We start from the raw sequence: 19,652 nt of genomic DNA, 5'->3' as shown, positions 1-19,652 counted from the left end.
GCCTCTTTGCTATTTTTTTGATAGCTGATCGTGCTTGATTGATAAGCACGAACCCTGAATTTCATTGCTGGTGTTCCATGGCTGAATTCGTTTATCTCGCATCGCAAAGCCCGCGGCGGCGGCAATTGCTGGAGCAGCTGGGTGTGCGCCATGAGTTGCTGCTGCCCCAGGCCGAGGGCCCGGAGGCGGAGGATGCCGAAGCGCTGGAAGCGCCACTGCCACAGGAACTGCCGCGCCGCTACGTGCAGCGCGTGACCGCCCTGAAGTTGCAAGCCGCCGTGCAGCGCTGGCAGCGCCGCGCGCTGCCGCCCGCGCCCATCCTGTGCTCGGACACCACCGTGGCCCTGGGCCGCCGGATTCTGGGCAAGCCGGCCGATGCCGCCGAGGCCCGGGATATGCTCGCAGCCCTGTCGGGACGCAGCCACCAGGTGCTCACCGCGGTGGCGGTCTGGACGGGCGACCAAGCGCTGACGGCGCTGTCCGTATCGCGCGTGCGTTTTGCCCCGCTGTCGGCGGCCGACATCGAGGACTACGTGCGCTCGGGCGAGCCCATGGGCAAGGCCGGTGCGTATGGCATTCAGGGGCGGGCGGCTGCGTTCATCCCCCACATTGAGGGCAGCTACTCTGGCATCATGGGCTTGCCGCTGTACGAAACCCTGGGCCTGCTGCGCGACGCCGGTGTGCGGCCGCAGCCTGCCGCCTGACGGGCGTCGATGTGCCCCAATGCTCTGATTCGCCACCACCCATGCCCACCTTGCAGCAAGACATCCTGATCAATTGGTCTCCCCAGGAAACACGGGTCGCCGTGGTGGAAAACGGGGCCGTGCAGGAGATGCACATCGAGCGCACGCTGGAGCGGGGGCTGGTGGGGAACATCTATCTGGGCAAGGTCTCGCGCGTGCTGCCCGGCATGCAGTCGGCCTTCATCGACATCGGCCTTGAACGCGCCGCGTTTTTGCATGTGGCCGACGTGTGGCAGCGGCACGAGGGCGGCGAGCATCCCGCCGTGGTGCGCAAGACCGAAGCGCTCGTGCCGATCGAAAAGCAGGTGTTCGAGGGGCAGGCGCTGATGGTGCAGGTCATCAAGGACCCGATCGGCACCAAGGGCGCACGGCTGTCCACCCAGATCAGCATCGCGGGCCGCCTGCTGGTGTTTCTGCCCCAGGACGACCATGTGGGCGTGTCGCAGAAGATTCCAGTGGCCGAGCGCGATGCCTTGCGGGCGCGCCTGCAAGCCCTGGTGGGCGACAAGTCCACTGGCGGTGGAGGGGGCTTCATCCTGCGCACCAATGGCGAGGACGCGAGCGACGCCGAACTGGCTGAGGACATCGCCTACCTGCGCAAGACCTGGGCGCGGATCCGCGAGGCGGCCACGCGGCAGCCGCCGGGCTCGCTGCTGCACCAGGACCTGGATTTGCTGCAGCGCGTGCTGCGTGACTTGGTGAGCGAGCAAACGCAGACCATCCGGCTCGATTCGATGGAACAGTTTCAGCGCCTGCGAACGTTTGGGCAGGAGTACATGCCCGCCGCCGTGGGCCGCCTGCAGCATTACAAAGGCGAGCGGCCGATATTTGACCTGTACGGCATCGACGAGGAGATTGCGCGCGCCTTGGGTCGCCGGGTGGACCTCAAATCGGGCGGCTATCTCATCGTGGACCAGACCGAGGCCCTGACCACGATCGACGTCAACACCGGCGGCTATGTCGGTGCGCGCAACTTTGACGACACGATCTTCAAGACCAACCTGGAGGCCGCGCAGGCCATTGCGCGGCAACTGCGGCTGCGCAACCTGGGCGGCATCATCATCGTGGACTTCATCGACATGGCCCGCGAGGACCACCAGCACGCTGTGCTGTCGGAGTTTCGCAAGCAGTTGGCCCGCGACCGGGTGAAGACCATGGCCGGGGGATTCTCCCAGCTTGGGCTGGTGGAGATGACCCGCAAGCGCACGCGCGAGTCGCTGGCCCACATGCTGTGCGAGCCCTGCAGCCAGTGCCAGGGGTCCGGTCAGGTCAAGACGGCACGCAGCGTGTGCTACGACATCCTGCGCGAAATCCTGCGCGAAGCGCGCCAGTTCAATCCGCGCGAGTTCCGCGTGATTGCCTCACCCCGCGTGGTGGAACTGTTCCTCGACGAGGAGAGCCAGCATCTGGCCGGTTTGTCCGACTTCATCGGCAAACCGATCTCGCTGCAGGCCGAGAGCGTCATGGGGCAGGAGCAGTACGACATCGTGCTGCTCTAGCCCCGCTGCGGCCTCTTGGGTCGCATCAGAGCCGCTGCAGCCGGCGGATGGCTTCGTGCAGCGTTGCGTCCTGCTTGGCAAAACAGAAGCGCACGATGCCCTGGTCAAATCCATCGCCGTAGAAGGCTGACAGCGGAATGGCCGCCACGCCGACTTCGCGGGTGAGCCACATGCAGAAGTCCGCTTCCGTGCGATCGGTCACCGCGGAGATGTCCACACACTGGAAGTACGTCCCGGTGCTTGGCAGCAGCCGCAAACGCGTGGTGGACAGCCCCTGGCGGAACAGGTCTCGCTTGGCCTGGTAAAAGGCGGGCAGTTGCAGGTAGGGCTGCGGGTTTTGCAAATACGCGGCCAGGCCGTGCTGCATCGGCGTGTTGACGGTGAACACGTTGAACTGATGCACCTTGCGAAACTCCGCCATCAGCGGCGCTGGCGCGGCGACCGTGCCCACTTTCCAGCCGGTGACATGGAAGGTCTTGCCAAAGCTCGATACGACGAAGGACCGCGCAGCCAACCCGGGAAAGCGGGCCACGCTCTGGTGGTCGGCACCATCGAACACCATGTGCTCGTAGACCTCATCGCTGAGCAGCAGCACCTCGGTGGGGGCCAGCAGTTCCTCCAGGGTCTGCATGTCCTCTGCAGACCAGACCGTTCCGCTCGGGTTGTGGGGCGTGTTCACCATCAGCAGGCGGGTACGCGGTCCGATGGCCCGGGCGATCGCGTCGAAGTCCGGACGGAAGCTGCCGGGCACCAGCGGTACGCGCACCACGGTGCCGCCTGCGAGCACGATATTGGGCGCGTAGCTGTCGTAGCACGGGTCGAGCACGATCACTTCGTCGCCGGGGCGCACCACCGCCAGCACGGCGGTCAGAATCGCCTGCGTGGCCCCTGCCGTGATGGTGATTTCCTGGGCCGGGTCGTACGCATGTCCGTGCAGCACCTCGATCTTGCGCGCCACCGCCTCACGCAATGCCGGGATCCCGGGCATCGGCGGGTATTGGTTGTGTCCGGCCTGCATGGCCTGGGTCACGGCGTTCACCAGGGCGGGGTCGCAAGCGAAGTCGGGAAAGCCTTGCCCGAGGTTCACCGCCCCATGTTCCTGGGCGAGCGCAGACATCACGGAAAAAATGGTGGTGCCCACCTGCGGCAGCTTGCTGTGCAGCGCGGGGGTGAGGGCCTTCGGTGCAGCGGGGGGAGTCTGGGTCATGGCGTGGGGTCAGAATTCGTAGTCGTTGACGTGGCCACTCATCGCGCGGGTGATCAGGTCACGGCTCAGGCGGTCGCTCAGCAGTTCTGCAAAGCGATAGACGAAGTTGCGCAGATAGGCCCCCCGCTTGAAGGCCACACGCGCAACGCTCTGGCCAAACAGGTGGCCCACCGGCCGCACAATCAGATCGCCCACCGGGTCGTCCCGCACCGCCATCTCTGCCACGATGCCGATGCCCAGGCCCAAGCGCACGTAGGTCTTGATCACGTCGGAGTCAATGGCCTCCAATGCGATCCGCGGCTGCAGCTTGCGGTTGGCAAAGGCGTGGTCGATCTTGCCGCGTCCGGTGAACGATGGGTGGTAGGTGATCAGGGGCTCGTGGGCAATGTCCTCCAGACCGATGCGTTCCTTGCTTGCCAGGGGATGGCCCGGCGGCAGCACCAGGACGTGCTGCCACTCGTAGCACGGGAGTGTGACGAGTTCCGGGTAATCGGCCAGCGATTCGGTGGCCATGCCGATCTCTGCGGTCTCGTCGATCACCATGCGTGCCACCTGGTCTGGCGTGGCCTGGTGCAGGCTGATGTTGACCTTGGGATAGGCCTCGCGCAGACGTGCCACCGGCACCGGCAGCACGTACCGCGCCTGGGTGTGCGTGGTGGCAATGCTGAGCGTGCCGGTGTCCTGGGCGCTGAACTGTTCTCCGATGCGCTTGAGATTGCCCACCTCCCGCATGATCACTTCGATGCTGCGCAGCACATGCTGCCCAGGCTCGGTGATGCGCTTGAGGCGCTTGCCGTGCCGCGCGAAGATGTCCACGCCCAGTTCCTCTTCAAGCTCGATGATGGCTTTGGACACCCCGGGTTGTGAGGTGTGCAACGCCTTGGCGGCTTCCGTGAGGTTGAGATTGCGGCGGGCGGCTTCTTGAACGAAGCGAAACTGATGGAGGTTCATGTATCGATATAAAGATCGATCTCATTATGCCTCAATCGTCTAAAGCGCGGGTGTTTCAGGTCGACCGGTTGGGGGCGAGCATGCGATATCGGCCATCAAGCGGGTCATGCGCAGGTCCTCTCCAATAGCGGGTTGCAGGTGGAACACCGCCTGTGGATGCTCCGCGCGCAATTGCTCGACCAGCAGCGGGAGATCTTCGCGCGCATGCTTTCCGATGCCCAGGAACATGGGCACGATCACGATGTGCTGGTGGCCATGGTCCAACATCTGGCGCACGGCAGTGGGAAGATCGGGAAGACACAGTTCCAGGTACGCACTGCACACCGCCTGTTCCGGCCGGTCGCGGCGGATCTGCTCTTCCACGGCGCGCAGCGGAGCGCTCCACAAAGGGTCGCGTGAGCCGTGCGAGAACAGCACGATGGCATGTGAAGGGACTGCGGAGGGTGTCATGGTGGTTCAGCGCCGCAAGACCAGCCAGCCAAAGGCAGCCAGCGACAGTAGGGTGTAGATGAGGCCCGGAGCGGCGGCCGTCCACATGGGCGACCAGTTCTGGAGATTGCCGGCATAGCCGAACACGTTGTTCAGCAGGAAGAAGCTGATGCCGGCCATGACCCCGCCGAACACGTAGCCCGCAATGCCGCCCGAGCGGAAATGCAGGTAGGCAAACGGCAGGGCCAGGACCACCATCACCAGGCAACTCAAGGGGTAAAACACCTTGCGCCAGAACTCGATCTCGTAGCGCTGGGCCGATTGGCCGTTGGCCTCCAGATGCCGGATGTACTGGAACAGGTCGATGGTAGCCATCCGATCAGGCTTGAGCAGTGATGCCGCCACCATGTCCAGGCTCAAGCCGGTCGGCCAGGTCCATTGGGGCAAGCTCTCATGCAGCACCTTGGTGGCATCGGCCTCATTGCGCTCGAAGCGGCTGCGTTGCACGTTTTCGAGCAGCCAGCCCGCATCGCCGCTCGACACCGTTCCGCGCAGCGCCTGGGTTTTGGCCGTGAGACGCCCCTCACTGTCAAACTCGAAAATGCGCACATCCTGCAAAGCTCCGTCTGGCGACAGTGCGCGCACGTTCACGGCGAACGAGTGTCCGTTCTGCCGTTCTTTCAGCCAGGCCCCGGTGGCGCCCGAGGTCAGCCGTCCCAGGTGCTGTGCCTTGATGAGCTGGGCGGCCCGGTCTGCGTACGGCGCGATGTAGTCGCCTACGGCAAACGTGATCAGCACGAACATGCCTCCCAGCGTCAGCAGCGTGCGCAGGGCCTTCCAGGGCCCCAGTCCGCTCGTGCGCATGATGGTGAACTCGGAGCTCTGCGCGAGCCGGGCCGTGACAAAGATCGTGCCAATCAACACGGTGATGGGCAGCAGCTCGTAGAGATGGCTGGGCATGCTCAGCGCCACGAACGCGAGCGCGTGTCCCATCTGGTAGCCATCGGCGCCGGCCCGGCCGATCCATCGCAACTCATCGACCAGATCGAAAAAGAAAAACAGTGCAAGGAAACCGAGCGTGACATACGCCACGGCGGCCAGGGCCTGGCGGTGGATCAGCTTTCGCAGGGTTTTCATGCCGCTTTTCTCCGGGGCAGGAGCGCAGCAGGGGTCCACTGCAGATGCCGCAGGGTCAGCAGCGTCAGGGCCAGCACGAACACGCCGCCATGCAGTCCGAGCGTGAACAACGGCATCGAGAGCCGTCCTGCTCCAATCCAGCTTTGTCCAAGCGTCATCAGGTTGTAGTACACGACGAAGGCCAGCAGCGCGAACACCATGCTGGTGCTGCGTGCCACCCGGGGGTTCGCACTGGTCAGCGCCAGCCCGAGCAGCACGAAGTTGAGCGACGCGAGCGCAAGGCCCACGCGCCAACCCAGCTCCGCCTGAAAGGCTGGCACCGGCGATTTCAGCAAATCGAGGGTCGGCACAGTCTTGACCGACTGCGCATCGGTAGATGCAGCGGGCGCTGCCCCGATGCGGGTGGTGTACTCTTCAAACTCGCTCACGGACGCCCCAGGTTTGGTGCGATCACTCTCCAGCCGTTGCCCCTGGCTAAGAACCGCCCAGCGCTGTCCGTCGCGCACTTCCACCCGGGCAGAGCGGGCCGACGTCACGGTTTCCTGGCTGCCCTGCGAAGAGGCGATGAACACGTTGGTGGCACCGGTTTCCACCGAGCCGTCCCGCTCAATGAAAAACACGCGGGACCCGTTCGCAGACTCTTGAAATTCGCCTGGCGCGATCCGGTCGATGTCGCCACGTTGCTCGTAGCGGGTTCTGAGCTCTTGGATCTGTTCATTGGCCCAAGGCCAGACCAGCAATGAAAGCACCGCCACGATCAGCATGACCGGCCAGGCAAAGCGCAGGAGCGGGCGCAGCATGCTGGCCAGCCCGCGACCCGAAGCGAACCAGATCACCATTTCGCTTTCACGGTACATCCGGGACAGGCAGCCGACACAGGCCACAAACAGACTCAGGCTGAGGATCACCGGCAGTTGCCCGAGCACGGTGTAGCCCATCACCAGCATGACATCCGATGGGTTCACGTTGCCCCGGGATGCCTGGCCCAGCGTGCGGATCAGCATCATGGTCATGACCACTGTGACGAGCACGACCAGGGTGGCTCCGAAGCTGCGTGCCAGCTCCTTGCGCAGGGATGAATCGAATAACATCGGTCGGAAGCAAAAGGGTGATTATGAACTTCGAACTCAAGCCGTTGGGCGCCGCGGGACTGGCTGCCGACAAGAGCGATCTGTTGCTGTATCTGGTGGGCGATGGTTTCGCCCCGGGGTCTGATGCGCTTTCGGCTCTGACAGCGCAAGCCCTCAAGGCCGGGGACTTTGCCACGCAGGCCGGCAAGTCGCTGGCGCTGTACCAGGTGCCGGGCCTGAGCGCGCGTCGCGTGCTTTTGCTGGGTGCTGGCGATGCCTCGGCACGGTCGGTTCGGCAGGCCCTGAACGCAGCATCTGCGGCCCTGCGCGCCCCGAAAACGGCCCGTGTGGTGCTGGCATGGGCCCAGGCTCCGACTCCGGAGGCTGTGGCCACGGCCTTGCAGGGCGTCGCAGAGGCCACGTACGCCTACACCCTGACCAAGTCCAAAGCAGAAGCGCGGCAGTTGCAGAAAGTGCGCGTCGCTGTCGCCGATACGGCAGACATGCGCGCTGCCGTGCTGCGTGCACAGGCGCTGGTGGCCGGCGTGGAACTGGCGCGTGAATGGGGCAACCGTCCCGCCAACCATGCCACACCGTCCATGCTGGCCACCGCGGCCCGCGCACTGGCCAAGCACCGCAATGTGCAGTGCCGCGTCTTGGAGGAGCCTGCGATTCGCAAGCTTGGCATGGGGGCTTTTCTGGCCGTGGCGCGCGGCTCGGAAGAGGCCCCGCGCTTCATCGAGCTGCGCTACGAGGGTGCGGCCAAGCAGCAGGCGCCGGTGGTGCTGGTGGGCAAGGGCATCACGTTCGACACGGGGGGCATCTCTATCAAGCCTGCGCCCGAGATGGACGAGATGAAGTTCGACATGTGCGGTGCGGCCAGCGTGCTGGGGGTGTTTCAGGCACTGGCGGTGCTGCAGCCTGCCATCAACGTGGTCGGACTCATCCCGGCCTGCGAGAACATGCCGGATGGTCGAGCACTGAAGCCGGGTGATGTGGTGACCAGCATGAGCGGACTGACCATCGAAGTGCTGAACACCGATGCAGAGGGGCGCTTGATCCTGTGCGACGCGCTGGCCTACGCGGACCGTTTCAAACCGGCTGCGGTGGTGGACATTGCAACCCTGACCGGTGCCTGCGTCATCGCGCTGGGAGGCGTGCGCAGCGGCTTGTTCAGCAACAACGACGGGTTGGCCGCCTCGCTGCAGGCTGCGGGCGACGCGGCGCTGGATCCGTGCTGGCGGATGCCGCTCGACGACGACTATGCCGAAGGCTTGAAGAGCCCGTTTGCAGACATGGGCAATGTGGCGGGCCGTGCTGCGGGGTCGGTGACGGCAGCCAAGTTCTTGCAGCGCTTCGTCAAGGACTGGCCTTGGGCGCATCTCGACATTGCGGGCACCGCATGGCGGGGCGGGGCGCAAAAAGGGGCGAGCGGACGGCCGGTTCCCTTGCTGCTGGAGTATCTGCTGCGCCATGCGAGCCCACCGCCTGCACAAGGCGCGGCTGAAAAGCCGCGCGCGGCGCGCAAGACCCGGGCGTCCAGGACGTCTGCGGCGCACACGCCCGGCGCCTAACCCTTGCCTGCTACCGCAACGCTTGCCGTGCCAGAGGTCAAGTTCCATTTCAATGTGCCGGACAAGGCGCTTTACGCCTGCCGGCTCTCTCGCAAGGCGGTGCGCTCGGACGCGCGGCTGCTGATCGTGGGGCCTGCCGCAGAGCTGCAGCGCCTGGATGGCCTGCTCTGGTCGTTTTCAGCGGTGGATTTTGTGGCGCATGCTTGGTGTGCAGACAACGCAGCCACGGCGCGTTTTGCCCCTGTGCTGCTGGCGGAGCGTGCGCCTGCCGATGCAGCGTTCGATGCCGTGCTGCATCTGGGTGATCGGGTTCCGGAGGGCTGTGACGCTTGGGGCCGGTTGATCGAACTGGTAAGTGCTTCTGACGCGGCCGACCGCGAGCATGCCCGGATGCGCTGGCGTGCCTATCGCGACCGCGGATGGACCATCAATCGCCATGACGTGCAGGAGGATCCGCAGTCATGAACACCCCTCCGCCGCGGCAGCCCCCACGCTTTGTGCCCACGCTCACCGAAGTGGTGCATGTGCCGCATGCGGTCCCGTTGGCGGTGCAGGCTGGCACCGCAAGCGCGCGCCCCGGCCATCGTGCCGATTCCTCCTCTGCCGCGCCGCCAGCGGGTGCTGGCCCTGCCCATGTGGCTGCGGTACCCGCCGCTCTGCAGGGGCAGGCCCCCGCTGCTCCCGTGATGCAGGCCTCGGCGCTGCCGCCGAGTGGGCGGCCGACGGTAACGCCGGCCGCCACACCCGCTCTACCGAGCGCCGCTTTGCTGGAGGAGCATCTCGTGCACCAAGTGCTTCAGCGCATCGATGTGCGGCTGGGGCCCAGGCTGGAGCGGGTGGTCGCTGACGTGGTGCGGGAGCAGACGCGGCAGCTGTTGCCACGGCTTCGCGAGGAGTTGGCAACGGTCGTGCAGCGGGTGGTGAATGAGGCGGTCGCCGAGGAGCTGGCACGGCCGCTGCCGATGCCCCCAAAAGGGTCGGGGCGATGACAGGGTTATCCCCTGTGGTTTCCGGCCCATGTCATCGTGTTCCCTAATGATCTGGCCCATAAATTGCGATATGTTCGCCTGCGTTGAGACACCAGACGAATCTCAGCGTTTATCTTTACTGGAGATTGATATGCAATTGAAGTTGAAACTGACCGTGGTTGCTGCTATCGCAGCTGCTGCTGGTGTGGCCTCTGCACAAGAGCAGGTGGTCAAGATCGGCCACGTGGCACCGGTTTCTGGCGCCCAAGCCCACTACGGCAAGGACAACGAAAATGGCGCTCGCATGGCCATCGAAGAGCTCAACGCCCAGGGCGTGACCATCGGCGGCAAGAAGATCAAGTTCGAGCTGGTGGCTGAAGACGACGCAGCCGATCCCAAGCAGGGCACCGCCGCAGCACAGAAGCTGTGCGATGCCAAGGTGGCTGGCGTGGTGGGCCACCTGAACTCCGGTACGACGATTCCCGCTTCGAAGGTTTACAACGACTGCGGCATTCCGCACGTCACCGGTGCTGCAACCAACCCCAACCTGACCCGCCCGGGCTACAAGACCACCTTCCGCATCATCGCCAACGACAATGCGCTGGGTTCGGGTCTGGCCGTGTACGCAGCCGACACGCTCAAGCTGAAGACCGTGGCCATCGTGGACGACCGCACCGCATACGGCCAGGGCGTGGCAGACGTGTTCAAGAAGACCGCTGCCGCCAAGGGCATCAAGGTGGTGGACGAGCAGTTCACGACCGACAAGGCCACCGACTTCATGGCGATCCTGACCGCCATCAAGGCCAAGAATCCCGATGCCATCTTCTACGGCGGCATGGACCCCCAAGCCGGCCCGATGCTGCGCCAGATGGAACAACTGGGCATGGGTAACGTGAAGTTCTTCGGCGGCGACGGCATCTGCACGTCTGAAATCGCCAAGCTCGCCGCTGGTGCCAAGACCCTGAACAACGTGGTCTGCGCCGAAGGCGGTGCCTCGCTCGACAAGATGCCTGGCGGCAAGGCCTGGAAGGCCAAGTACGACGCCAAGTACCCCGGCCAGTTCCAGGTGTACAGCCCCTACACCTACGACGCCACCTTCCTGCTGGTGGACGCCATGAAGCGCGCCAACTCGGTGGATCCCAAGGTGTACATCCCCGAGCTGGCCAAGAGCAACTTCAAGGGCGTGACCTCCACGATCCAGTTCGAGCCCAACGGCGAACTGAAGAACCCCGCGATCACGCTGTACGTCTATAAGGACGGCAAGAAGTCGCCCCTGAACTGATCTTTGTCACCCACGGCCCCACTGTCTGGGGCCGGTGAGTGGATCAGGAGCCCCGCCTTGTGCGGGGCTTTTTTGTTATGGAGATCGCGCGTGCCTGGAGCCATGGCGAAGGCATAGAACAGCGGTGCACATACCGGCCGCGTGCCCCCGTGCCCTGATGGAGCCATGCGAATGCGTGCGTCGGCTACCCGTATCTGGGCCGAGGCCCGCGATTTGAGGTTTGATGCTGGAGCCGCCAGGGGGCCCGCAGGCGAAATGGGGCCGCAGATTTCGTGGGCGGCCTGGTGGTCATCCCGCCGCGCGCTATGGTGCCTTGAGAGGTGCTGGTCCGTATCCCACTCAGCTCGCCGAGTGCGGCGCTAGCCCGTGTTGGTGGATGGTCGATGGCCTAACAAAACCACCAGGCCGCCAGGGTGCTTGCGCGTGGTAAGCGCTGCAGCCGTACAGCAGGTTGGGTCTGTGCTGGCAGGGCAGCTCCATCCCTTCCTCCGTGCGCAGGCCCCCTGTCTGCTGCCGGTCGCTAATGCCATGCTGCCCGTATCTGCACTGCGGGGGGTTCCGCGGGCCTTGGCGGCGCACGAAAAGCTATGGTGCGCCAGCGCAGTTCAGCGGCGGACCTGGAGCGCGCCGGGGTTGACAATGTTGGTAGGCGTGCCGCGGATGAAGTTCACCACGTTGTCAAACGCTGCGCCAAAGTACAGCTCGTAGCTGTCCTGCTCGACATATCCGATGTGCGGCGTGCAAATGCAGTTCTCGAGCCGCAGCAGGGCGTGGCCTTGCAAAATGGGCTCGCTTTCAAACACGTCCACGGCGGCCATGCCGGGCCGCCCCCGGTTGAGCGCGGCGATCAGCGCATCCGATTCGATGAGCTCTGCGCGCGAGGTGTTCACCAGCAAAGCGGTCGGCTTCATGCACGATAGATCTTCGAGCGTGATCATGCCGCGGGTCTCTTCGTTGAGCCGCAGGTGCAGGGAAATGACGTCGCACTGGGCAAAGAAGTCCTCGCGGCTCGTGGCAACCTGATAGCCGTCGGTCAGGGCCTGGACGCGGGAGGCTTCTCGGCCCCAGACGCGCACATTCATCCCGAAGGCGCGGCCGTAACCCGCCACCAGCTGGCCGATCCGCCCGTACCCCCAGATGCCGAGCGTCTTGCCGCGCAGCACGCTGCCAATACCGAAGTTGGGGGGCATGGACGCGGCCTTCAGGCCCGATTGCTGCCATGCGCCATGCTTGAGGTTGGAGATGTACTGTGGCAGCCTGCGCATGGCTGCCATGACCAAGGCCCAGGTCAGTTCGGCGGGAGCCACCGGGGAGCCCACCCCTTCGGCGACGGCAATGCCGCGCTCGGTGCAGGCCGCCACGTCCACATGCGGGCCGATGCGCCCTGTCTGGGCGATGAGCTTGAGTCGGGGGAGTTTTTCGACCAGTTGCCGGGTGATCTGCGTGCGCTCGCGTATCAGCACGATGATGTCGGCGTCCCGGAGCCGTACGGACAACTGGCCCAGGCCCTTGACGGTATTCGTATACACCTTGGCGCTGTAGGCATCCAGGCGCGAGGCGCACTGGAGCTTGCGGACGGCATCTTGGTAGTCGTCCAGGATCACGATATTCATGGGCGTCATTGTGCCTTGCTCGCTGCTGGGCCTGAGGCCGGTAGGGGGTAGTCGTTCGCACGCTGAAACGGATCGCACGAAGTTCGGAACCTCTGTCGCGACGCGCGATAGCGATCCATGAGACCTTCTGGCCTACTAAGCGTCCGCGTCGCGCGTCCGTTCAAGATCAGCCGAGCCGCCAATGGCGCAAGATGCAGTGCACAGCATGAGGTCGAAAAGTGGCCTGGAGTGAGCGGAGTCAAGCACGAGCAGCTATTCAATCAATAGCAAGCTGTCTTGGTTGCCGATCTTTGCCCCGACGGGGAGTGCACTTCTGCCTCCTTGAGAGAAAACGCCCGCAGCAGCGGGCCTTGGGCCAGCTAGCATGCGGCCGGGCATGACGGCAAGCGGGAGGTAATTACGGGGCTCGCCGCCGTCACCAGCGCAGGCTGCAGTGTCCTGCGTGGACCTGCCCGGTGTGTCGCGAACGGTGTGTGAGGTGCGTATCGTTGGAAGGCGATCGCCTGACACTGCATCTACCAACGGCGCCGAGTGAGTGGATCACGTTCAGGCTGCGCTTTCGACGATCTCGCCTCGTTGCTCCAGTTGGGCCAGCCGGTCCAATTCCGCACATACGTCGGCCAGCCGCCCCGAAATCGCCAGCCGGGCGCCCCCTCGGTGGCCCCGGGCGTAGCGAATCTTGATGGGATGAGTTCCCCGGACGCAGGGATCGTTGGCAGCCTGACGGTCGCTGGCGATGGCCGGGGCGCGCGTCGCTGGGCGACTGTCGGGGGTGTGTGGCACCACCGTGAGGGGAACGCCGATTGTCCGCGCTGGCTCGTCCAGGCGCATGCGGTGTGCCGACGCCGGATATTCAGGGGTTCTGCCGAGGTCGGCCATAAGTGAGGGCGCCCAGCGCCGCGGCGGGGGCAAATCCGCCAAGGAGCAACGCAGATTGGGCTGCGACCCCGTTGTGTCTGCGTCCGGCTGGCGGAAGGGCTCTTGCCCAACTGGCGAAGAACGGTTGCGGATCCACGCTTGAAACCAAGACTGCACGATGCGGGCGAATGCCATGTGAATGCTCCAGACAAGGCGCCGGCAGGATTCCAAGGAACGACCGCATCCGGAGGGCCGCATCTCTGTGGACGCTGACGCCCGCCACCTCCGGTGTGTCGGATAAATCAGGAAAGCATGTGGTTGCGGATCAGCCCGACCGCGAGCCCTTCGATTTCAAAGGGCTCGCCAGGCTGTACGACGATGACTGGATAGTCGGGGTTCTCGGGCAGCAGTTCGACCGAGCCGCCTGTGCGTTTGAGGCGCTTGACCGTGACTTCGTCCCCCAGACGTGCCACCACGATCTGACCGTTGCGCACCTCTTTGGTCGCTTGCACGGCTAGCAGATCGCCGTCCATGATGCCGGCGTCGCGCATGGACATGCCGCGCACCTTGAGCAGGTAGTCCGGCGTCTGCGAGAACAAACCCTGTTGCAGCGCGTAGGTTTGATCAACGTGCTCTTGCGCGAGAATGGGCGACCCGGCAGCCACGCGGCCGATGAGCGGCAACAGCAGCTGTTGAAACCCCGGGAGCGTGCCCGAGTTGCGCTCGGCTTGGTCTGCGACTCGTCGTGTGGGTGCGCCGCTGCGCAGGCGGATACCCCGGGACGTGCCGCTCACGAGTTCGATGACTCCCTTGCGGGCCAGCGCCTGCAGGTGCTCTTCTGCGGCGTTGGCCGACTTGAAGCCTAGTTCGGCGGCGATTTCGGCCCGGGTGGGTGGGGCGCCTGTGGTCGCGATGGCGGTGCGGATCAGATCCAGGATCTGTTGCTGCCGTGCGGTCAGTTTGGGGTGGTCCGTCATGGTGTACTGGGTGACATACTGTCAATAATCACAGTACCTGTATTTTTGTTCAGTTTTGAGGAGTCTGCAAGTGGTGGGGGACAAGATCCTGGTGCTGGGGACAGGGGGGACCATTGCCGGTCGCGCGGCAGAGGCAGCGGATAACGTGGGCTATACAGCCGCGCAGGTGTCTGTGCACGATCTTCTGCGGCCGTTGCTGGCACATGCGGGGCTGACTGACATAACAACCGAGAGCGAGCAGGTCGCGCAGGTCGATAGCAAGGACATGGATGCTGACATCTGGCGCACCCTTGCCGCGCGGTGCCGTCGGGCCTTGACCGATCCGGCGGTGCGGGGGGTCGTGATCACCCACGGCACCGATACGGCCGAGGAGACCGCGTGGTTCCTGCACAGCGTGCTGCCTGTGGGCAAGCCCGTGGTATTGACCTGTGCAATGCGCCCCGCGACGGCCCTGACACCTGACGGGCCGCAGAACCTGCTCGATGCAATCGCGGTGGCTGCCGATGCAGGCAGTCGGGGTGTCCTGCTTGTGGCCAGTGGAGAGATCCACACCGCGCAGGCAGTGAGCAAGGTGCATCCGTACCGTGTCCAGGCTTTTGCATCCGAAGAAGGCGGCCCCTGTGGCTGGGTGGAAGAAGGGTCTGTGCGCTGGGCTCGCGCAGAGGCCGGTGCTCCGCTGCAGCCCGGCGCGGGGCCGCGTGAGTCTGCCGGCGCCTGGCCCTGGGTGGAACTGCTGACGAGCGCTGCTGCTAGCGATGGCCGGGTGGTGGATCTGCTGGTGGATGCCGGTGTACAAGGGCTGGTGGTTGCGTGTACTGGCAATGGCACCTTGCACGTCCGGCTGGAGGAGCGACTGCTGCAGGCCGCGGCGCGGGGGGTGCCGGTCGCTGTGGCAAGCCGCTGCCGTGCGGGGCGCTTGGTGGGCGCGGGTGACCCGCGCTTCGTTCGGTTTGCGGGGCTGTCGCCCGTGAAGGCGCGTATCAGCCTTGCACTGAGCCTCTTGAAGGCATGATGCTGCAATCGTGGCTCACCCATGCGTGGCTGTACCCCACGCTGGAGGTTGTGCACATCCTGGGCATCGCCTTGCTACTGGGCAATCTGCTGACCCTGGAAGTGCGTCTGTGGGGAGGCGCATCCAGTCTGGCCGTGCCAGCGTTGGCACGGCTGTGCATCGCGCTCGCTCTCACAGGTTTTGTCCTGGCAGCCGCGTCGGGGCTGGTGATGTTTGCCTTGCAGGCCCAGGAGCTTCTGAGCAACGACCGCTTTGTCTGGAAGATGGGCCTGCTGTTGCTTGCGGGCATGAATGCGGCCGCATTCCACGCGCGGGCTTCGTTGCAGCGCCTGGATGTCTGGGCCAGAATCCAGCTCGTGCTGTCGGCCCTGTTGTGGCTCAGCGTATTGGTGCTGGGTCGATGGATCGCCTACTGACCGACTGCGAAACCCTTTGAGATTCCAACGCCCTTGGGGAGTCACGCCATGGATCTTCAGCGACGTCACTTTTGCACGGTCAGCCTGGTGTTACCGGCCAGTGCCTGGGCCCACCACGGTTGGAGCAGCTTTGACCTGGAGCGGCCATGGTATTTGGCGGGGGTGTTGCAGCAGGTGCGCTGGGCCAATCCGCATGCCGAACTGCAGTTGCGGGTAGACACGGGCCTGCAAAAGCCCGCCGATTTGGTCAGCAGGTCGTTGCCGCGCCAGACAGCGCCGGTGGACGGCTCTGCGCTGCTGCAGCGTGCGCGGGTTCCAGAGGGGGCTGCCGGCGACTGGACGGTGGAACTCGCGCCTCTGACGCGTCTGCAGGCGTGGGGACTAGAGCCGCTGGCGGCCGGTGCCCGGGTGGAACTGATCGGATTCACCCAACGCGGTGCGGCAGAGCGGATGCTGCGGGCCGAGTTCCTGTTCGTGGGCGGCCGGGCCATCGGGCTGCGGTCCAGCCCGGCCTGAGTGCATCCTCAAACGCGGTGCGAACGGCTGCTGCACTGTTGGTAGTGAAGCTCGAATGAAAAACGGCGCCCAAAGGCGCCGTTGTGACTCAGGCGATGCCCGGGTTCAAGAAGCGAGTGCGGCCAGGGCGCGTTGCGTGATCTCCTCCACGCTCCCGGTGCCGCTGATGGCGCGATAGCGCGGTGCAGACGCCGGTTCGCTCGCGGCCCAAGAGCGGTAGTAGTCCACCAGCGGGCGTGTTTGGTCGCTGTAGACCTGGAGCCGCTTCTTCACGGTCTCTTCCTTGTCGTCTTCGCGCTGGATCAGGTCTTCACCGGTCACATCGTCCTTGCCTTCCACCTTGGGCGGATTGAACTTTACGTGGTAGGTGCGGCCGCTGGCAGGGTGCGAGCGGCGGCCGCTCATGCGTTCGATGATGGCGTCAAACGGAACGTCGATTTCCAGCACATAGTCGAGCTTGACGCCAGCCGCCTTCATCGCGTCGGCCTGTGGGATGGTGCGGGGAAAGCCGTCAAACAGAAAGCCATGCGCGCAATCTGGCTGGGCGATGCGCTCTTTGACCAGTCCGATGATGATGTCGTCGCTGACCAGAGCTCCCGAGTCCATGACCGCCTTGGCCTGCAGGCCCAGCGGAGTGCCAGCCTTCACCGCCGCGCGCAACATATCGCCGGTCGAGATCTGGGGGATGCCGTATTTCTGGCAGATGAACGTGGCTTGCGTGCCCTTTCCTGCGCCCGGGGCGCCAAGCAGGATGAGTCTCATGGATGTCCTCGAAGGTTAGAAATCGGCTGGCAAAGCGGCACCGGCACAGGCGTGTACCCGGGTAGCTTGCTCTTGTGTCTTGTGCGGTCGGCGGCGAGGATAGCACGCGATCCCCGTGCGGTCGCTTACGCGCGGGCGACACCTGCAGCGGTGCTCAGGCCAGCAGGGCGCGCACGCGTTCCAGGTCTTCCGGCGTGTCCACGCCTGCACCAGGAGCCTGTAAGGTCGTGTGCACTGCAATCGCATGGCCATGCCAGAGCACACGCAATTGCTCCAGCGATTCGAGCCGCTCGGTGGGCGCCTGGGAGAGTGTCGGATAGCGGCGCAGAAAGCCGACACGGTAGCTGTACAGGCCAATGTGCCGCAGGGCAGGGGCATCGGGCGGGCACGGGGTGTGGGGGCTGCCGTCTTGTGTGTCGGCCTGGGGCAGGGCGTCGCGCACATGCGGAATCGCCGCGCGGCTGAAGTATTGGGCGTGCCCGCGCGCATTCAGCACGACCTTGACGACATGGGGGCTCTGGTAGTCGGCCAGCCGGTGGATCGGATGGGCCGCCGTGCCCATGACCGCTACCGGGTCCTGCTCCAGCAGCGAGGCCACGGCCCGGATCAGTGCAGGGTCGATCAAGGGCTCGTCGCCCTGCACGTTGACCACGATGGCGTCGTCTGCAAGGCCCAGCAGCGTGCAGGCTTCGGCCAGCCGATCGCTGCCGTTCGGGTGGTCGGCTGCGGTGGCGATGGCATGCACACCATGCGCTGCACAGGCCTGCAGAATGCGCTCGTCGTCGGCGGCCACCGTGACCGCAGTTGCGCCGCTGCGCTCTGCCTGACGGGCCACGCGCACCACCATGGGCAGTCCCGCGATGTCGGCCAGCGGCTTGCCGGGCAGCCTGCTGGAGGCCATGCGAGCAGGGATCAGGACGCGAAAGCCACTCACTGTTCAAGTTCCTCGTCTGTCAGCGGGCGGGCCTCGTTTTCGAGCAGCACCGGAATGCCGTCGCGCACCGGATAGGCCAGACGGGCACTGCGGGAGATCAATTCCTGGTGTTCACGGTCCAAGACCAGCGGGCCCTTGGTAACCGGGCAGACGAGCAGTTCAAGCAGTTTCGGGTCCATGGCGGCGGTGGGAGGCAAAGGCTCCGCATCATATCGGGCGGTGTGGGCGACTGGCATGTGGCCATGCATTGCAGCGGGCATCCAGCCAGGTCCAGAAAGCGGGTTCGATGGTCATTTCCAGCGGGATGGCTACCGCGTCCGGGCGGTGCTTCCAGATTTTGGCGGCGTCTTTTTCTGTGCAGACGATCCAGGTGCCTTGCGTGGGTGGCTGCCAGTCGGCGTAGGGCGCATGGTCTGGGCGTGCCTCTGCCGAGGCCAAGGTCAGCCCCTCTGCGCGCAGCATGCCGAAAAAATCTTCGGGGCGTGCGATGGCGGCCACGGCATGGACGGTCTGTTCCCGAAGGCGCTCGATGGGAATGCGCTCACCCGCGGCGTTGATCCCTTCAGCCGACAACTGCCGGTGCAAGGCAAAGGCTGGAACGCCCGCGGGCATTGGCGGCAGCATGCCCGCGTACAGCACGGCATCCACCCGGCGGGGCCAGGGTTCTCGCAAGGGGCCGGCCGGCAGCAGCCAGCCATTGCCCACGCCCTCGTCGTTGAAGACGCAGATTTCCAGGTTGCGCGCCAGCGCCAGGTGTTGAAGGCCGTCGTCGCACACCAGCAGATTGGGTGGGCTCGGCTGTGCCAGCAGCATCCGTGCGGCATCGATACGCCGCTCGGCCACCGCGCAGGGCGCGCCGGTGCGCTGGTGCAGCAGCAGCGGCTCGTCGCCCACCTCGTCGGGGGTGCTGTCGGGCCCCACCGACCTTGCGCCACGCGTGGTGCGGCCATACCCGCGCCCGATGATGCCCGGATGCCAGCCGCGGGTGCGCAGCTGCTGCACGAGTGCCATGGTCACCGGGGTCTTGCCCGCCCCGCCCACCGTGACGTTGCCCACCACGATCACCGGGCAGCCCGCGGACTCGGTGCGTTGCCATTGCCGCGCATGGGCCAGACGCCGCAGGCGCACGAGCGCGCCATACAGGTCCGCCACCGGCCGCAACAGCCACGCCCACGCCGTGCGCGTGCGCCACTGGCGGCGCCACCAGGCCTGGCGTTGCGCCGCGAGGTCGCTGTCGTGCATAGGGGCACCGGCTGCCCGAAGGTCAGCGCACCTCGGCGCGGCCTGTGGCAGAAGACTGTGTGGCAAAGGTGATCTGGGCCAGGCCACTGCGGCGGGCGGCTTCCATCACCGTGATCACCGACTGGTGCGAGGCCATGGCGTCTGCGCTGATGATCAGCACGCTGTCTTTTTGTCCGGCGGCCGAGCGCGCCAGGGCTGCGGCCACGAGGTCCACCGACCGGCCTTCGAGCGGCTGTTTGTTGACGGCGTAACGCCCGTCAGCGGCCACCGTGACCACGATTTCCTTGGGATAGTCGCGCTGGGCGGCTGCGTCGGCCACGGGCAGCGTGAGCTGCATCTCGGTGAACTTGCTGTACGTGGTGGTCAGCACCAGAAAAATCAGGATGACCAGCAGCACGTCGATGAACGGGATCAGATTGATCTCGGGTTCTTCCTGGGTGCGGGGGCGAAAGTTCATGGCAG

General features: G+C 65.2%; 21 protein-coding genes. 9 read left to right on the top strand and 12 right to left on the bottom strand.

The window, feature by feature from the left end:
* Positions 1-77: 77 nt before the first annotated feature.
* Entirely contained in the window at positions 78-704 is a 627-nt protein-coding gene (locus tag ABD866_RS05700) for a Maf family protein (RefSeq protein WP_345062030.1), read from the top strand.
* 50 nt (positions 705-754) lie between these two features.
* Entirely contained in the window at positions 755-2,242 is a 1,488-nt protein-coding gene (gene rng, locus ABD866_RS05695; protein ID WP_345062503.1) for a ribonuclease G, read from the top strand.
* 25 nt (positions 2,243-2,267) lie between these two features.
* Here the strand turns inward: rng and ABD866_RS05690 are convergent, their stop codons facing one another.
* Genes ABD866_RS05690 through lptF form a run of 5 tightly spaced genes read right to left on the bottom strand, consistent with a single transcriptional unit; the run spans position 2,268 to position 7,057 of the window.
* Positions 2,268-3,449 carry a pyridoxal phosphate-dependent aminotransferase gene (locus ABD866_RS05690; RefSeq protein WP_345062028.1) on the bottom strand — a complete coding sequence of 394 codons (1,182 nt, stop codon included), beginning with the start codon at positions 3,447-3,449 and terminating at the stop codon, positions 2,268-2,270.
* A 9-nt stretch (positions 3,450-3,458) separates the two neighbouring features.
* The gene (locus tag ABD866_RS05685; RefSeq protein WP_345062026.1) at positions 3,459-4,400 is read right to left on the bottom strand and encodes a CysB family HTH-type transcriptional regulator; all 942 of its coding nucleotides are present in this window, start codon (positions 4,398-4,400) and stop codon (positions 3,459-3,461) included.
* A gap of 39 nt (positions 4,401-4,439) precedes the next feature.
* Entirely contained in the window at positions 4,440-4,850 is a 411-nt protein-coding gene (locus tag ABD866_RS05680; protein WP_345062024.1) for a sirohydrochlorin chelatase, read from the bottom strand.
* Positions 4,851-4,856: 6 nt separating this feature from the next.
* Positions 4,857-5,966, bottom strand: coding sequence for an LPS export ABC transporter permease LptG (gene lptG, locus ABD866_RS05675; protein ID WP_345062022.1), 1,110 nt, complete (start codon positions 5,964-5,966; stop codon positions 4,857-4,859).
* Positions 5,963-7,057 carry an LPS export ABC transporter permease LptF gene (gene lptF / locus ABD866_RS05670; RefSeq protein ID WP_345062020.1) on the bottom strand — a complete coding sequence of 365 codons (1,095 nt, stop codon included), beginning with the start codon at positions 7,055-7,057 and terminating at the stop codon, positions 5,963-5,965. Before lptF ends, lptG begins: the two co-directional genes overlap by 4 nt.
* A gap of 23 nt (positions 7,058-7,080) precedes the next feature.
* Between lptF and ABD866_RS05665 the strand changes: the two genes are divergently transcribed.
* From ABD866_RS05665 to ABD866_RS05650, 4 genes are all read left to right on the top strand, one after another.
* Positions 7,081-8,610 carry a leucyl aminopeptidase gene (locus ABD866_RS05665; RefSeq protein ID WP_345062018.1) on the top strand — a complete coding sequence of 510 codons (1,530 nt, stop codon included), beginning with the start codon at positions 7,081-7,083 and terminating at the stop codon, positions 8,608-8,610.
* Between the two features lie 3 nt (positions 8,611-8,613).
* Positions 8,614-9,075, top strand: a complete 462-nt coding sequence (locus ABD866_RS05660; protein WP_345062016.1) for a DNA polymerase III subunit chi — start codon at positions 8,614-8,616, stop codon at positions 9,073-9,075.
* A gap of 317 nt (positions 9,076-9,392) precedes the next feature.
* The gene (locus ABD866_RS05655) at positions 9,393-9,599 is read left to right on the top strand and encodes a hypothetical protein (RefSeq protein WP_345062014.1); all 207 of its coding nucleotides are present in this window, start codon (positions 9,393-9,395) and stop codon (positions 9,597-9,599) included.
* Positions 9,600-9,729: 130 nt separating this feature from the next.
* Positions 9,730-10,860 carry a branched-chain amino acid ABC transporter substrate-binding protein gene (locus ABD866_RS05650; RefSeq protein WP_345062013.1) on the top strand — a complete coding sequence of 377 codons (1,131 nt, stop codon included), beginning with the start codon at positions 9,730-9,732 and terminating at the stop codon, positions 10,858-10,860.
* Positions 10,861-11,465: 605 nt separating this feature from the next.
* Here the strand turns inward: ABD866_RS05650 and ABD866_RS05645 are convergent.
* Together ABD866_RS05645 and lexA are read right to left on the bottom strand one after the other, a co-directional pair.
* On the bottom strand, positions 11,466-12,473 hold the full coding sequence (locus ABD866_RS05645; RefSeq protein WP_345062011.1) for a D-2-hydroxyacid dehydrogenase family protein: 1,008 nt from the start codon (positions 12,471-12,473) through the stop codon (positions 11,466-11,468).
* Between the two features lie 1,160 nt (positions 12,474-13,633).
* Positions 13,634-14,308, bottom strand: a complete 675-nt coding sequence (lexA, locus tag ABD866_RS05640) for a transcriptional repressor LexA (RefSeq protein WP_345062009.1) — start codon at positions 14,306-14,308, stop codon at positions 13,634-13,636.
* Between the two features lie 64 nt (positions 14,309-14,372).
* Here lexA and ABD866_RS05635 point away from each other — a divergent pair, with 64 nt between their 5' ends.
* From ABD866_RS05635 to ABD866_RS05625, 3 genes are read left to right on the top strand one after another with little or no spacing between them, the layout of a single operon-like run.
* Positions 14,373-15,320: an asparaginase gene (locus tag ABD866_RS05635; protein WP_345062501.1), complete on the top strand. Its 948-nt coding sequence runs from the start codon at positions 14,373-14,375 to the stop codon at positions 15,318-15,320.
* Positions 15,317-15,736: a hypothetical protein gene (locus ABD866_RS05630; RefSeq protein WP_425549545.1), complete on the top strand. Its 420-nt coding sequence runs from the start codon at positions 15,317-15,319 to the stop codon at positions 15,734-15,736. Before ABD866_RS05635 ends, ABD866_RS05630 begins: the two co-directional genes overlap by 4 nt.
* Positions 15,737-15,784: 48 nt before the next feature.
* Complete coding sequence (locus ABD866_RS05625) at positions 15,785-16,252, top strand: DUF6152 family protein (protein WP_345062007.1); 468 nt, start codon at positions 15,785-15,787, stop codon at positions 16,250-16,252.
* 105 nt (positions 16,253-16,357) lie between these two features.
* Here the strand turns inward: ABD866_RS05625 and adk are convergent, their stop codons facing one another.
* The 5 genes from adk to ABD866_RS05600 all read right to left on the bottom strand — a co-directional run bounded on the left by adk (position 16,358) and on the right by ABD866_RS05600 (position 19,647).
* The gene (gene adk, locus ABD866_RS05620; RefSeq protein WP_345062005.1) at positions 16,358-17,014 is read right to left on the bottom strand and encodes an adenylate kinase; all 657 of its coding nucleotides are present in this window, start codon (positions 17,012-17,014) and stop codon (positions 16,358-16,360) included.
* Positions 17,015-17,168: 154 nt separating this feature from the next.
* Positions 17,169-17,915: a 3-deoxy-manno-octulosonate cytidylyltransferase gene (gene kdsB / locus ABD866_RS05615; protein ID WP_425549544.1), complete on the bottom strand. Its 747-nt coding sequence runs from the start codon at positions 17,913-17,915 to the stop codon at positions 17,169-17,171.
* Positions 17,916-17,944: 29 nt separating this feature from the next.
* Positions 17,945-18,127, bottom strand: a complete 183-nt coding sequence (locus ABD866_RS05610) for a Trm112 family protein (RefSeq protein ID WP_345062001.1) — start codon at positions 18,125-18,127, stop codon at positions 17,945-17,947.
* A 28-nt stretch (positions 18,128-18,155) separates the two neighbouring features.
* Positions 18,156-19,190: a tetraacyldisaccharide 4'-kinase gene (gene lpxK, locus ABD866_RS05605; RefSeq protein WP_345061999.1), complete on the bottom strand. Its 1,035-nt coding sequence runs from the start codon at positions 19,188-19,190 to the stop codon at positions 18,156-18,158.
* A gap of 22 nt (positions 19,191-19,212) precedes the next feature.
* Positions 19,213-19,647, bottom strand: a complete 435-nt coding sequence (locus ABD866_RS05600; RefSeq protein ID WP_345061997.1) for an ExbD/TolR family protein — start codon at positions 19,645-19,647, stop codon at positions 19,213-19,215.
* Positions 19,648-19,652 lie beyond the last annotated feature (5 nt).

The organism is Acidovorax lacteus (genome assembly GCF_039540375.1).
GTDB classification, from domain to species: Bacteria; Pseudomonadota; Gammaproteobacteria; order Burkholderiales; family Burkholderiaceae_C; genus Acidovorax_G; species Acidovorax_G lacteus.
Note: the sequence above shows the minus strand (reverse complement) of the source record. Positions and strands in the feature narration are given on the sequence as shown.

Excerpts from the sequence above, each read along its gene's own strand:
- ABD866_RS05700 (WP_345062030.1), top strand. The coding sequence starts at position 78 with ATGGCTGAATTCGTTTATCTCGCATCGCAAAGCCCGCGGCGGCGGCAA.
- ABD866_RS05690 (WP_345062028.1), bottom strand. The coding sequence starts at position 3,449 with ATGACCCAGACTCCCCCCGCTGCACCGAAGGCCCTCACCCCCGCGCTG.
- ABD866_RS05685 (WP_345062026.1), bottom strand. The coding sequence starts at position 4,400 with ATGAACCTCCATCAGTTTCGCTTCGTTCAAGAAGCCGCCCGCCGCAAT.
- ABD866_RS05680 (WP_345062024.1), bottom strand. The coding sequence starts at position 4,850 with ATGACACCCTCCGCAGTCCCTTCACATGCCATCGTGCTGTTCTCGCAC.
- lptG (WP_345062022.1), bottom strand. The coding sequence starts at position 5,966 with ATGAAAACCCTGCGAAAGCTGATCCACCGCCAGGCCCTGGCCGCCGTG.
- lptF (WP_345062020.1), bottom strand. The coding sequence starts at position 7,057 with ATGTTATTCGATTCATCCCTGCGCAAGGAGCTGGCACGCAGCTTCGGA.
- ABD866_RS05665 (WP_345062018.1), top strand. The coding sequence starts at position 7,081 with ATGAACTTCGAACTCAAGCCGTTGGGCGCCGCGGGACTGGCTGCCGAC.
- ABD866_RS05650 (WP_345062013.1), top strand. The coding sequence starts at position 9,730 with ATGCAATTGAAGTTGAAACTGACCGTGGTTGCTGCTATCGCAGCTGCT.
- ABD866_RS05645 (WP_345062011.1), bottom strand. The coding sequence starts at position 12,473 with ATGAATATCGTGATCCTGGACGACTACCAAGATGCCGTCCGCAAGCTC.
- lexA (WP_345062009.1), bottom strand. The coding sequence starts at position 14,308 with ATGACGGACCACCCCAAACTGACCGCACGGCAGCAACAGATCCTGGAT.
- ABD866_RS05630 (WP_425549545.1), top strand. The coding sequence starts at position 15,317 with ATGATGCTGCAATCGTGGCTCACCCATGCGTGGCTGTACCCCACGCTG.
- ABD866_RS05625 (WP_345062007.1), top strand. The coding sequence starts at position 15,785 with ATGGATCTTCAGCGACGTCACTTTTGCACGGTCAGCCTGGTGTTACCG.
- adk (WP_345062005.1), bottom strand. The coding sequence starts at position 17,014 with ATGAGACTCATCCTGCTTGGCGCCCCGGGCGCAGGAAAGGGCACGCAA.
- kdsB (WP_425549544.1), bottom strand. The coding sequence starts at position 17,915 with ATGGCCTCCAGCAGGCTGCCCGGCAAGCCGCTGGCCGACATCGCGGGA.
- ABD866_RS05610 (WP_345062001.1), bottom strand. The coding sequence starts at position 18,127 with ATGGACCCGAAACTGCTTGAACTGCTCGTCTGCCCGGTTACCAAGGGC.
- lpxK (WP_345061999.1), bottom strand. The coding sequence starts at position 19,190 with ATGCACGACAGCGACCTCGCGGCGCAACGCCAGGCCTGGTGGCGCCGC.
- ABD866_RS05600 (WP_345061997.1), bottom strand. The coding sequence starts at position 19,647 with ATGAACTTTCGCCCCCGCACCCAGGAAGAACCCGAGATCAATCTGATC.